Raw genomic sequence first — 13,763 nt, 5'->3', positions numbered from 1 at the left:
TTATTCCCCTCGAGCCCGGTATTCATTTGGAGTGATTCCTTCAACCTTTTTAAATACCTTACGAAAATATTTGTCATCTTGATAGCCAATAATATTAGCAATTTCATAAACTTTCAACTGGCTGTTTTTTAACAAGGATTTTGCCTTTTCAAGCCGGATTTTTACAATGTAGTCAGAGATATTCACATTAAATTCCTGTTTAAACTTCCTGGAAATATATTCTCTGCTAAGGTAAAAATGCTCCGATATTTCCTGGAGTTTGACTTCATGGTCAAAGTTTTCTTGTAAATATTTTTCGATTTCATAAATGATATTTGGATGCGACTGTACTTCAACAGTGCCGGAAGTCCTGATGTTCTGCTTTTCCAAAGTGGCATGCTTCATTATGCTTTCTGTACGTTTCCGATCAGCTTCTTCCCTCTTCCATTCAGAAACTGCTTTTTCTAGTGTTTGATTTAACATTTCCGGATCAATGGGCTTTAATAGATAGTCGAAGCTGCCGAAATGAATAGCCTTGCGCATATAATGATAATCATCGTATCCGGTAACTACGATCGTTTTGCGGTTTGGTTGATGTTCTTTCATCCACTCCAAGAGCCCGGTTCCATCCATTTTGGGCATTTTCATATCGGAAAAAATAATCTCCGGCTCATAGGATTGAATTAGGGCAATGGCCTCTTCTCCGTTCTCTGCCTCATAGATATCGGTAATCCCATTCTCTATCCATTCTCCAAGCAGCTTAATTCCTTCGCGAACATGCTGTTCATCATCAACAATTAATACCTTCATTTATGCTCTACCTCCAAATCAATAGCGTTTGGAATTTCGATATTAACAGTAAAACCCAATCCTTCAACGCTTTCAACAGACATTTTTGCCTGATGACGATAATAGATTTGCAAGCGGTCATAAATATTTTTTAAGCCGATCGCTTCACTTTTCTGTGCCTCAACACTTGCGCCATGGAATAATTGACGGCGGATTTGTTCGAGCTTTTCTTCATTGGCACCTATTCCGTTATCCATAACACAGATGCTTAAATTGCCGTTTTCTTTTCGCTTTGCCATAAGTTTAATCATGGCTTGATCAATAGGTTGATCAAGCCCATGTTTAAAGCAATTCTCAATGATCGGCTGCAAAATCATTTTTGGCACAAGAATGTGTTCCACTTCTTTTTCAATGTCCAGTTCATACGCAAATTGTTCTGAGAAGCGCTGTTTTTGCAATAATAGATAAGATTTGACATGCTTGATCTCTGCCGCAAAAGTGACGATATCTTCCTTCACGTTCATGCTGTATCTCATCATAACGGCTAAAGATGTCAGCAACGTATAGACCTGGGTAGCATTGGACTTTAGGGCCAATGTTCCGATTGACTGAAGAGCATTATATAAAAAATGCGGATTAATTTGTGAGCGCAGCATTTTTAGCTGTGATGCCTTGTTTTCAATCTCAAGGACATATTCCCGCTCAATTAATTCGTTGATTTTGGCAATCATCGACTTAAAGGTTCTTCCCAGCATGCCGATTTCATCGTTTCCCAGCGAATCAAAGTCGGCTGCAAAATCGCCTTTTTCCACCCGTTTCATATTGGTATTTAATACTTTTATAGGGGCGGTGATCTTTACCGATACGGCTAATGTGGCGATTAAGACGATGATCAAGGTGGTCATACCAATCACAATATTGATTAGAGCGGTTTCTCTAGCACTCTGATAAAGGACATTGTAAGGTATTCGTTTTACTATATACCAGCCTTTATAGGGGGCAGGGAACTTATCATAGACGATCACACCATTAAAATGCGGATCCTTCCATGCCAGACTTTTCGATGTATGTGGTTCATGCTTTATTCGTTCAAACCACTGATAATTATTTTGTTCTCCAATTTCCTTCTGATCCGAAGAGTAGATCACCGTCCCGTTTTGATCCATTATATAGAGATCTTCTTCACCTTTTGTATATAAACGGTCAGCAATCGCACTGATCTTGGATAGATTAATATCAATGGAAAGGAAACCGAGTAATCTGTCCGATGGAACGTCTCTTAAGATATTGTGGAAACTTAATACTTTCTTTTTTTCTGAATTAGGAATGAAAGACATATTGTTATAACTATATATTTCATGCGGCGGTTCAATGATGGAAAAGCTGTTTGACTTGATTAATTTGGCATAGTAGCTTTGTGATAAAATATTTTCATATTTGCCCCTGCCGCTGATGGTAGAATGGTAGATCGTATAAGAATCTTTTCCGTTATGAATGTAAAGATGCATTTGTTCAATTTCGGGACGGGTGTTGAACAGGTAGGCAAGGGCCTGGCGGACATCGTCCTGATTCGTATCCAAGTCTTCAGAGATCCCATCCCTCATGACGTTCATAAAGGGAGTATATCGGTAGAGAACCGATGAAATTTGTGCAACATCGTCCAAATAAACGGACAGTTCTTCTTCCCCTTTATCAATTAAATCATGATTGGTAGAAACAAAGCGGTTATTGAGCGACTTTGTTGTTTGAAAATAGGTAATCGCAATTGAACTTCCAAATGGGAGCACAGTTGCAACGAATAGTAAAATGATCAGCTTTTTACGAATACTCCATCCCGTTCTCATCGTTGCTTTGTTTTGATAGCCGGGTCCAAATAACCCGAAACTAACTTGCCTCCTTTTAAATTATCAATATTGTAACATAACTCGATTTCTTTCTCATTCGATATTTGTCTTAAAATTTCGACTTCGAAAATTGTCCAGCTCCAGCGCCTAGCCCCTCGGGACAAAAGCCAGAATCAGTAAAATTCCAAAAACCAGACTTTTACTGCTAAAGAACATTTGCCTGTCGGGGCTGCCCAAGGGACCACGTGCTTTTCTAATAAGTTCAATATTTTCCACCCTTTTGGTCAATGTAAGCTGTTTCATAATTACTCAAAACAACTAAAATTTTAGATATAAGAGAGAAAGTACAAAAAAACGAAAAGGAGATGATGAAATGGTAAATTTTAAAGCTTTGCTTAAAAAATCAACACTTGTTGGTGCGGCCGCCGCTTTAACCATGTCACTTGCTGCGTGTAGCGGGAAAACATCGGGAAATGCAGCAAGCTCTGATTCACCGGTTAATATCATCGTTACAAACGGCAAAGGTGAAATTGATGCTCAGTTTAAGCAAGCAGCAAAGGATTTTATGAAAGCGAACCCAAATATTCACGTTGACGTCAAATCGAGCGCTGTTGGAGATACATTGAATATGTATGATAAACTCACCGCTTCTGGGAAAACGGTTACAATTGCTATGTTTGATCCCTATAGTGCTGTGCATAAATACAAAGATGTCGGAATGGATTTGTCAAACGAAAAATGGAATGCTGAGACCACTTATGCACTGAAAGACGCAAACGGCAAAGTGATCGGGTTTCCATTTGCAGTAGAAGGGATGGGGTTGGTATATAACCAAAAGGTAGTGGAGAAAGCAACAGGAGGAAAATTTGATCCGTTCTCTGTTAATACGCAAGATAAATTGAAAGCCCTTTTAGACAAGATAAAGGCATCCGGTGTTCAGTATCCTGTTTCCTATCAGACAGAATTCTGGTCGGTCGGGAACCATTACAGTTCTCTCTTCCTGGATCAGGACAGTGACCCTAACGTCATTTTGGATAAACTCAAAGCCGGCAAGATGGATCTTACGAAAAATGCAGTGTGGAACGGATATTACGATACATTGAATCTTTTAACCTCTAAAACATACAACAAATACGGCGATCGTCCGCTTGGCCAATACTACGATGCAGCCCATGTGGCAGTTGGTAAAGGGGATTCTGCGATCCTGTTCAATGGTGACTGGGCCTTTGACTCATTGAAAGCCGTTGCGGGCGATAACTTTGGATTTATGCCAGTTCCTGTTGACAATAATCCGGATAATCCGCTTAACAATAAAATTGCCGTTGGACCAACACAAGTTTTAGTGATCAATAAAAAGGCTACCAAAGCGCAGCAGGATGCCGCCAAGAAATTCTTAAATTGGCTTGTATACAATCAAGCCGGTCAAGACTTTATTGTCAATAAAGCACAAATTATTTCCGCTTTCAAAAATAATCCGAACAAAGTAACGAACCCGCTTGGTGTTGCAATCAGTAATGCAATTGCCCAAAATAAGACAATGCCATTCAGTACGAACTATATCAACCCGTCAGATTGGTCTACCATCATCGGCCCTGAAGTACAAAAATATATCGGAAAACAAGAATCCAGAAAGGACTTGGCAAAATTCTTAGAGTCTTATTATAAAAGCCATCAAGAATAATGTGAAATCGAATCAAACATGAGAATAAGTGGGCGGGTGAATCAATCTCGCCCATTTGTTTTAGATAGGATGTGAGATAAATGCTTGCAAAAAAGGTTGATGAGGTTAGCTATCATACTGAAATCAGTCAGAAGGTAATACGAAGAAAAAGGAACCTTACCAGTTTAGGAAATTCGATGCTATTTTTAGGTCCTTCTACCATTTTTTTTGCCATAACTGTTGTCATTCCTTTTATTTACGGAATATATCTTACTCTTAATAAAATGGACTCCCCAATAGACGCCATGGTGTTTTCGGGAATGCTGAATTATGTAAATGCCTTTAAGGATGCCGAGTTTTGGAGTTCTCTTTGGCTTACGATTAAGTTTGTTGTGGCAACTGTCTTTTTTGTGAATCTTGTTGGATTTGGATTGGCTTATCTGGTAACTTCCGGAATGAAGATTCAAAACTCTTTGCGGACAGCTTATTTTACCCCTAATTTAATTGGTGGTTTAGTTCTCGGATATATTTGGCAATTTGTGTTTGTTCAATCACTGCCTGCATTAGGGGAAAAGCTGGGAATTTCCTGGCTGAAGCTTGGCTGGCTTGGAGACCCGCATATGGCATTTTGGGCTCTTGTGATCGTCACGATCTGGCAGACATCCGGTTATATGATGATCATTTTCATTGCAGGATTGATCAGTATTCCAAAGGATCTGATCGAAGCTGCCAAAATTGACGGGGCGGGGGCTTTTAGAAGACTTATCAATATAACGCTGCCCTTAATGGTACCTTCATTTGTTGTTACGATCTTCTTGTCTCTAAAAAATGCCTTTATGGTGTATGATTTGAATTTCTCACTGACAAAAGGCGGGCCTTTCAACAGTACCCTGATGGTGTCTATGCATGTGGTAAATAAAGCTTTTGTGGAAGCAAATTACGGTACAGGGCAGGCAGAAGCCATTATTTTGTTCCTCATTGTCGCCATTGTTACCGGGATTCAAGTTTATTTCAGCAAGAAAATGGAGGTTGAAGCGTAATGACTGCGAAGAAAATCGTGGCTTCCACTTTCGTATATTTAATTGCATTCATTGCCTTGGCTTGTTTTATCTTTCCGTTTATTTTGCTCATGATCAATTCATTCAAAAGCAATGGGGAAATTATAACGAATCCCTTTTCGCTTCCTAGTCATTGGGATTTCGCTCATTTTAGTGATGTCATTGCCAAAATGAATTTTTTAGTAACATTTAAAAACTCTCTGTTGATTACGCTTATCAGTACACTTCTTATTGTATTTTTCTCAGCGATGGCTGCCTATCACATGGTCAGAAAACCGACCAAGTATAATAAAATATTTTTCACGATTCTGGTAGCTTCCATGGTGATTCCGTTTCAATCTTTGATGATTCCGCTGATTTATATTTATGGGGCAAAACTCCAATTGATTGATTTGATTCCGATTCCATTACTAATCTGTTTTTACATCGGCTTTGGAAGCGCCCTTTCCATCTTTATGTTTCATGGATTTATGAAATCCATTCCGATTGAGGTAGAAGAAGCGGCAAGAATAGATGGTTGCAATACGTTGCAAACTTTCTTCTTGATTGTTTTTCCAATGCTTAAACCAATCACCGTCACCATTGCCATTCTAAACGTGTTATGGATCTGGAATGACTACCTGCTTCCTTCGCTGGTGCTAAATAACGAAACGGTCTATACAATGCCAGTTCAAATGAAAGTTTTCAATGGCACATATATGAACAACTGGGAACTGCTGATCCCAGCCATTCTCCTGACCGTCCTTCCAATTCTCATTATGTACATGATTGGACAGAAATCGATTATAAATGGTGTCATGCAGGGATCGATTAAATAAAAAAAGGGGCTGTCCAAAATCAAACCCAAGAATGCCGTTAAAATCAGCATTCTTGGGTTTTTAATTTTGGTATATTTAACTCCAAAATGGGCTTTTTAAACAGCCTTTTGTAAAATAGAATTAGCAATTTCTGTGAATTTTACACCACTCCGCCAATACAGCATCTAAATACCGAAGTGCCTTTTTGGATTTTTCTTTCGCTTCTTTCAGCCAGGATTCATGTCTAGCATACAGGTGTTGCCGATCTGTTATCATTCTTCTTACTTCGTCTGGATTCGGGCCTCCAGGCAGTGACCGAATCTTTACGAAGTTATCGGGATCAAGTGATTCTTGCAGCTTTGCCTCATCCAGCTTGAGCGGTTTGCCGATCACATCATTAGCCGCTTCATTGACAAGTGAAAGGGAAACTTCATGTACTCCGATTCCTTGCGTTAGGGCTATTTTTACTACCTCGCTTGCAATATGATGAGCCGTACGGAAGGAAAGTCCATCCGTTCTGACTAACGTATCCGCAAGTTCCGTAACGGTTGCAAAGCTGGCTTTTGCGCGATCTCGTAATACTTTTTTATTTACCTCAGTAGTTCCAATCACACAGGCCAGCAGTCTGCATAATTTATCTAATAAATCTAAACTTCTCCAGGCATAGGGCTGCATATCATCTTCTGTGTCCACAATATCGCCAAATGGCGTGTTGTGAAGCATTGTGAGAACAGTCTGGGTATTGCCTACACAACTGGATAACAGTGATCGGATATGTTCAAGAGATACCGGGTTCCGCTTTTGCGGCATGATGGAGCTCGTTTGTACATAAGGATCGGAAACACGCAGTACAGAAAATTCCTGAGTGCTCCATAACAACAAATCTTGGACAAATCTACCGAGGCTGATTGCTGTTATTTGAACGGCAGTCATGACTTCAGCAATATAATCCGCCCCGGCAATGGCATCATAAGAATTTTCAATGTATCCCTCAAAGCCAAGGAGCTCCATCATTCTTTTTCTATTTATGTTAAATCCGGAAGTCGTAAAAGCCGCTGCCCCCATCGGACTTTGATTGCATTGTTTGTAGGCATGGATGAACCGCTGTATATCTCGGTTTAAGGAATCAACAACAGCAAGGATATAATGAGCAAGAGTAGTGGGCTGGGCTTGCTGTGTGTGGGTATAGCCAATCATGAGTGTATCCACATGTTCGCTGGCAAAATGTAATAATTGATCCTGTAATAGTAATAGGGAAGAAAATGTCGTCTGTATTTTTTCCAGCAGTGCCAGTCGAAACATAGTAATTCCCATATCATTACGGCTCCGGCCGATATGCAGATTTCCGGCAATATCCCCTGCTTTATGGAGCAGTTCGGTTTCAATTTGAAAAAACAAATCTTCCACTTGCCCTGAATAGTTTGATGTACGAATGGACTGCAGATCCAGACTGCTAATCGCCTCTGCCATTTTCTTTCCCTGCTCACAAGAAATTAAGCCTTGTTCAACCAGCATGATCAGTTGCGCTTTATGAATCGCCATCATAGGTTCCAGCAAATGCAGTTTGGCTTCATCATATGCAGGTTTTAAAACGACCTCCGTATAGGTCTTGCCCGGAAATGTACAGCCTTCCTGCTCAAAGATCCTATCCCGTTGGGTCATGCCTTTTGGATCATTTTCATTTAAAGTTCCCATTACATCTTCCTCCATTATCAGGATGGAACAATCCTAATTTTAAATTACTAAAGCTTATTCAAATCCAGTGCCAACAGTACTGGAAAATCATCTGTATTTTTAGTGAATCACTTTTTCGCTTGTTAGTCATCATAAACGATCAGCTTTATAAAATAGCAAAATAATAGATGTTTTAGTGATATCATGTATGTTTATTGAAAGATTTGTAGTTTAAGATGTAATCAAATAAGGGATGTCTAAAGGAGTAAGAGGCGGTAAATAGGATCAATATTTTCCACCTTACGTGTCAATGTAAGCAGTTTCAATGAATCTCGTATTCTTTAAAATAAATATAAAGGAGTGAGTTTATGGTAAAGGTAACAGTATGGAACGTAAACCGTCATGAACAAAAAAATCCGGTTGTTAGAGATATCTATCCTAACGGGATTCACGGAGCGATTGCGGAATTCCTTCAATCAGCCGGATTTGAAACAACAACCGCCACGCTCGATGAGCTGGAGCATGGCTTAACAGATGATGTTTTAACTAAAACCGATGTATTGGTATGGTGGGGCCATCTGGCACATGGAGAAGTAAAGGATGCGATCGTTGAAAAAGTAAAGCAGCGTGTCCTTGATGGTATGGGTTTGATCGTTCTTCATTCCGGTCATTTCTCGAAAATTTTTAAAAGCTTAATGGGCACCAGCTGTGACCTGAAATGGCGTGAAGCCGATGAAAAAGAACGGCTTTGGGTTGTAACCCCTGGTCACCCGATTACGGAAGGAATCTCTGAATATATTGAATTGGACCAAGAAGAAATGTATGGGGAACATTTTGATATTCCGCAGCCGGACGAGGTTATTTTTATCAGCTGGTTTGAAGGCGGGGAAGTATTTCGCAGCGGCTGTACATACAAACGTGGAAATGGAAAGGTGTTTTACTTCAGACCCGGACACGAAACATATCCAACCTATCATAACAAGCAAATTCAACGTGTCATCATCAATGCAGTAAAATGGGCTGAGCCCGTTAGGCGGGAACGTCCGGTTTATGGAAACGCGAAACCGCTTGAAAACATTAGGGGAGGAAAGTAGTCATGGGAAAATTAAGAGTTGGTGTTATCGGATGCGGCAGTATTGCCCAGCATCGTCATTTACCGGAATACGCAGTCAATAAACATGTAGAGCTAGTGGCTGTTTGCGATATTCATGAGGAACGGGCAATAGAAGTGGCTGAAAAATACGGGGTTCGTGCTTTTACCAATTATGAAACATTATTAAATAGTGGTGAGGTGGATGCAGTCAGCGTGTGTACCCCTAACTGCCTTCATGCCACCATTTCGATTGCTGCGTTGGAAGCAGGCATTCATGTTTTATGTGAAAAGCCAATGGCGACATCGAAGCAAGAAGCGGAAGCTATGATTAGAGCGGCAACGTTAAACGGGAAAAAATTGATGATTGGTCATAATCAGCGCTTCGTACCGTCCCATCAAAAAGCGCGCCAGCTTATTCAAAACGGGGAAATCGGCAAAATATACAGCTTCAGGACCGCTTTTGGCCATAGCGGACCGGAAGGCTGGAGTGTAGATGGGAAAGAGAGCTGGTTTTTCCAGAAAGAAAAAGCATTTGTTGGGGCAATGGGCGATTTGGGGGTGCATAAAGCGGATTTAATACGATATCTGTTAGGCGAAGAAATCGTTGAAGTAGGTTCGTTTGTTGAAACGAATGCAAAAGATTTCGCTGATGTGGATGATAACGCCGTTTGCGTATTAAAAACCGAAAGCGGCATCATCGGAACGCTTGCAGCAAGCTGGGCATATACGAGTAAGGAAGATAATTCTACTATTATATATGGAGAAAAAGCGATCCTTCGTTTAGAGGACGATCCTGTTCATTCACTTGTTGTTCAATATGCAAACGGCGAGGTCGTCAAGTATGAGCTTGGAAAAATCCAATCGAATGAAGACGGCGGTCAAAATAATTCACATGTGATTGAGCATTTTGTCCATTCTATTATCCATGACCAGGAGCCTCCGGTACCAGGCGAAGAAGGGATGAAATCATTGGAAGTTATTTTGGCGGCACTTGAGTCCAATGAAACAAAACAAATTGTCAGAGTGAGAGTATAATGAAAAAATTACGGATTGGAATCATTGGGGCAGGCGGCATCGCACAGGGCCGCCATATCCCTGCTTTTCTTTCATTAAGCAATATTTGCGAAATAACAGCATTAAGCGATGTCCATATCGAACGGGCGAAAGAAGTAGCTGGAAAATATACTATTCCAGGTGTATTTGAGGATTATCGGGATCTGTTACCTAAAGTGGATGCAGTCTGTATTTGCACCCCAAATAAATTTCATGCGGAAATTTCTATCGCTGCTCTTAAAGCTGGTGTTCATGTGCTATGTGAGAAGCCAATGGCCCTAAATGCAGAGGAATGCCAAGCAATGATTGCCGCTTCAGAAAAAGCCGGTAAAGTACTGGCAATTGCCTATCATTACCGATTTATGAAGGAAGCACAAGCTGCTAAGAAGGCAATGAATGAAGTGGGCAAGCCGCTAGTTGCAAGAGTCCATGCCTTAAGGCGGCGCAAAGTGCCCGGGTGGGGCGTTTTTACCAATAGAAGCCTTCAAGGCGGAGGCAGCCTCATCGATTTTGGTTGTCATCTTCTCGACTTGGCCCTTTGGCTGATGGGAAATCCGAAAGAAATTGCAGTGTCAGGCACCACTTATCATGCAGTAAGCAAGATCCCGAATCAAGTGAATCAGTGGGGGACGTTTGATCATGAAACCTTTGATGTTGATGATCATGTCACTGCGTATATGAAATTCGAGAATGGGGCATCGATGCTGTTTGAAAGCTCCTGGGCGGCGAATATTAAAGACGATTATGCGAATGTTAGCATTTCTGGTGTAGATGGAGGGCTAAGCGTTTTTCCATTTGAGCTTTATACAACCAAGAACGGCATGTTAGTAAACAGCCAGGCGGCATGGATTCCTGGTGAAGAAAGTCCAGACGTTCCGCAGGCGAAGAATTTCATCGATGCCTGCTTGGGGCTTGCTGATCTCGTAGTAAATCCTGAACAAGCACTTCAAGTATCGCGGATTATTGATCAAATTTATGAGAGTGGAGGGAATCACTTATGAAACTAGGTGTTTTTACCGTCTTATTTGCTGAAAAATCATTTGAAGAAATGCTCGATACCGTGAAAGAAGCCGGGCTTCATGCCGTTGAGATCGGAACTGGATGCTATCCAGGGAACAGCCATTGTGATTTGAACGGACTTTTGGAAAATGAAACGGCACGCCGGGGGTATCTTCAAAAGGTGGAGGAACGCGGGCTAATGATTAGTGCTTTCAGCTGTCATGGAAACCCGATTTCACCTGATAAAGAATTTGCTGCCAAATCACACGAAACGCTTTTAAAAACCATTAAGCTAGCTTCGCTTCTGGGAGTCCCTGTCGTGAATTGTTTTTCCGGAACAGCGGGTGATCAGGAAGGAGCAAAGTATCCAAACTGGCCTGTAACCCCATGGCCAAATGAATATGGGGACGTTCTGAAGTGGCAATGGGAGGAGAAATTGATTCCGTACTGGAAGGAAGTTGGCTCGTTTGCCAAGGAGCATAATGTCAAAATCGGACTTGAGCTTCATGGCGGATTTTTGGTTCACACACCTTACACGCTTTTAAAATTGCGTGAGGAAACATGTGATGCAATTGGCGCTAATTTGGACCCGAGCCACTTATGGTGGCAGGGAATCGATCCGGTTGCGGCGATTAAAATTTTGGCAAAAGAAAATGCGATTCATCATTTCCATGCGAAAGACACATACATTGACCAGGAAAATGTGAATATGTATGGATTAATGGATATGCAGCCATATGGCGAAGTGCGTACACGTGCCTGGACGTTCCGTTCTGTCGGCTGCGGCCATAGTTTAAAAGAATGGTCCGATATGATGAGTGCCTTAAGAACCTATGGTTACGATTATGTCGTCAGCATTGAACACGAAGACCCAATTATGTCGATCGACGAAGGATTTAAACGGGCAGTATGCAATTTAAAATCAATCCTTATCGAAGATCCTGTTTCCGAGATGTGGTGGGTTTAATAGCAAAGCGATTCAGGGCACAAGGAAGGGTTCAGTCAAAGGATAATGAACCGGTTAGAAACATCCATTTACACTGAGAGTGGTGTGAATGGATCTTTTGCTTTTAACAGGATATGTGAAGGTATGAACGAATAATCTTTTGTTCGAGAGAGGAATAACAAATGAAGAAAACATGGTGGAAAGAAAGTGTTGTTTATCAAGTGTATCCAAGAAGTTTCATGGATTCCAATGGTGATGGGATCGGGGATTTAAAAGGGGTAACTTCCAAACTGGATTATCTTAAGGATTTAGGTATTGATGTGATTTGGATATGCCCGATGTACAAATCGCCGAATGATGATAATGGTTATGATATATCAGATTATCAGGATATTATGGACGAATTTGGAACGATGGAGGATTTCGATGAACTGCTTGAGGAAGTTCATAAGCGAGAGATGAAATTGATCTTAGACTTGGTGATCAACCATACAAGTGATGAACATCCATGGTTTATTGAATCCAGGTCCTCGAAGGATAATCCAAAACGAGATTGGTATATTTGGCGAGATGGGAAAAATGGCAAGGAGCCAAACAATTGGGAGTCGATTTTTAACGGTTCCGCTTGGAAATATGACGCGGAAACGGATCAATATTACTTGCATATTTTCTCAAGCCGTCAGCCGGATTTGAATTGGGAAAACCCCGAGGTGCGAGAAGCTCTGCAAGCAATGGTCAATTGGTGGCTGGAGAAAGGAATTGACGGCTTCCGAGTTGATGCCATTTCTCATATTAAAAAAGAACCCGGATTACCGGATATGCCCAATCCTAAAAATTCAGATTACGTTCCTTGCTTTGGCTATATGATGAATGTGGAAGGTATTGATGAATTCCTTGCCGAATTTACGGAGAACACTTTTAAACATTATGACATTATGACCGTCGGAGAGGCAAATGGTGTAGGTCTTGAGGACGCCGACAAGTGGGTAGGCGAAGAGAACGGCTATTTTCATATGATTTTTCAATTTGAATTTTTGAGCCTTTGGGATAAAGAGTCAAAAAACGTTGATGTACGTGCCTTAAAAAAGGTGCTGAGCAAATGGCAAACCGGATTAGAAGGCAGGGGCTGGAACGCATTGTTTATTGAAAACCATGACCAGCCGCGCCGGGTGTCAACTTGGGGAAATGACCGTAAATATTGGAAAGAAAGTGCAAAAATGCTCGGTGCATTATATTTCCTTATGAAAGGGACGCCGTTTATCTATCAGGGACAGGAAATCGGCATGACAAATGTGAAATTTCCATCTATTCTTGATTATAATGATGTAGGCATGATTAATTACTATCATATTGAAACAGCAAAAGGTCGTTCGCACGAGGAGATTATGGAAGTCATATGGAATCAAGGCCGTGACAATTCCCGTACACCGATGCAATGGGATTCAACGAACATGGCAGGTTTTACAACCGCAGGCCAAACATGGATGGGTGTAAACCCGAATTATAAACATATCAACGTAGAGGCCCAATTAAATGACCCTGATTCTATTTATTATTTTTATAAAAAATTAATTCGCTTAAGAAAAGAAAATCCTGTTTTTATTTATGGAGAATATCAATTATTAAAGCCCAATCATCCTAAACTATTTGTTTATTTGCGCAGATTGGGCAGGCAAAAGGCGATTGTCATTAATAATTTCAGTGAAAATCATACAAGATTCAAAGTTCCAGGAAGTATATCCTATTCTTCTTCAAAACTTGTATTGAACAATTATGATCTAACCGATCAGAAATTACGAAAGAGCTTCACGCTAAAACCTTATGAAACAAGAGTATATTTACTGAAATAGAAGTAGGGGCACTGCCCCTTT

General features: G+C 40.8%; 11 protein-coding genes. 8 read left to right on the top strand and 3 right to left on the bottom strand.

The features are described 5' to 3' along the window. Together BFU02S_RS00865 and BFU02S_RS00860 are read right to left on the bottom strand one after the other, a co-directional pair. Window positions 1-789: a response regulator transcription factor gene (locus BFU02S_RS00865; protein WP_066365295.1), complete on the bottom strand. Its 789-nt coding sequence runs from the start codon at window positions 787-789 to the stop codon at window positions 1-3. After that, entirely contained in the window at window positions 786-2,612 is a 1,827-nt protein-coding gene (locus BFU02S_RS00860) for a sensor histidine kinase (RefSeq protein WP_066365293.1), read from the bottom strand. Before BFU02S_RS00860 ends, BFU02S_RS00865 begins: the two co-directional genes overlap by 4 nt. 373 nt (window positions 2,613-2,985) lie before the next feature. Here BFU02S_RS00860 and BFU02S_RS00855 point away from each other — a divergent pair, with 373 nt between their 5' ends. From BFU02S_RS00855 to BFU02S_RS00845, 3 genes are all read left to right on the top strand, one after another. Beyond that, a complete protein-coding gene (locus BFU02S_RS00855; protein WP_066365291.1) occupies window positions 2,986-4,293 on the top strand; it encodes an ABC transporter substrate-binding protein in 1,308 nt (435 codons plus the stop codon). Between the two features lie 80 nt (window positions 4,294-4,373). Continuing rightward, window positions 4,374-5,312 carry a carbohydrate ABC transporter permease gene (locus BFU02S_RS00850; protein WP_084360946.1) on the top strand — a complete coding sequence of 313 codons (939 nt, stop codon included), beginning with the start codon at window positions 4,374-4,376 and terminating at the stop codon, window positions 5,310-5,312. Next, a complete protein-coding gene (locus BFU02S_RS00845; protein WP_066365288.1) occupies window positions 5,312-6,148 on the top strand; it encodes a carbohydrate ABC transporter permease in 837 nt (278 codons plus the stop codon). The genes BFU02S_RS00850 and BFU02S_RS00845 overlap by 1 nt, the downstream gene beginning before the upstream one ends. A 120-nt stretch (window positions 6,149-6,268) precedes the next feature. On the opposite strand, the gene argH is transcribed toward BFU02S_RS00845, so the two are convergent. Then, a complete protein-coding gene (gene argH / locus BFU02S_RS00840; RefSeq protein ID WP_066365375.1) occupies window positions 6,269-7,789 on the bottom strand; it encodes an argininosuccinate lyase in 1,521 nt (506 codons plus the stop codon). A 380-nt stretch (window positions 7,790-8,169) separates the two neighbouring features. On the opposite strand from argH, the gene BFU02S_RS00835 reads away from it, so the two are divergent. From BFU02S_RS00835 to BFU02S_RS00815, 5 genes are all read left to right on the top strand, one after another. Then, window positions 8,170-8,895 carry a ThuA domain-containing protein gene (locus BFU02S_RS00835; RefSeq protein WP_066365284.1) on the top strand — a complete coding sequence of 242 codons (726 nt, stop codon included), beginning with the start codon at window positions 8,170-8,172 and terminating at the stop codon, window positions 8,893-8,895. 2 nt (window positions 8,896-8,897) lie between these two features. Continuing rightward, window positions 8,898-9,929, top strand: a complete 1,032-nt coding sequence (locus tag BFU02S_RS00830) for a Gfo/Idh/MocA family protein (protein WP_066365282.1) — start codon at window positions 8,898-8,900, stop codon at window positions 9,927-9,929. Continuing rightward, window positions 9,929-10,948, top strand: coding sequence for a Gfo/Idh/MocA family protein (locus BFU02S_RS00825; RefSeq protein WP_066365279.1), 1,020 nt, complete (start codon window positions 9,929-9,931; stop codon window positions 10,946-10,948). Before BFU02S_RS00830 ends, BFU02S_RS00825 begins: the two co-directional genes overlap by 1 nt. Next, a complete protein-coding gene (locus BFU02S_RS00820) occupies window positions 10,945-11,913 on the top strand; it encodes a sugar phosphate isomerase/epimerase family protein (RefSeq protein WP_066365269.1) in 969 nt (322 codons plus the stop codon). The genes BFU02S_RS00825 and BFU02S_RS00820 overlap by 4 nt, the downstream gene beginning before the upstream one ends. Before the next feature lie 161 nt (window positions 11,914-12,074). Further along, window positions 12,075-13,742, top strand: coding sequence for a glycoside hydrolase family 13 protein (locus BFU02S_RS00815; RefSeq protein WP_066365267.1), 1,668 nt, complete (start codon window positions 12,075-12,077; stop codon window positions 13,740-13,742). Window positions 13,743-13,763 lie beyond the last annotated feature (21 nt).

It is taken from the genome of Neobacillus fumarioli NBRC 102428, assembly GCF_001591485.1.
GTDB lineage: Bacteria > Bacillota > Bacilli > Bacillales > Cytobacillaceae > Neobacillus > Neobacillus fumarioli.
This window is presented reverse-complemented; position numbering and strand designations above follow the sequence as displayed.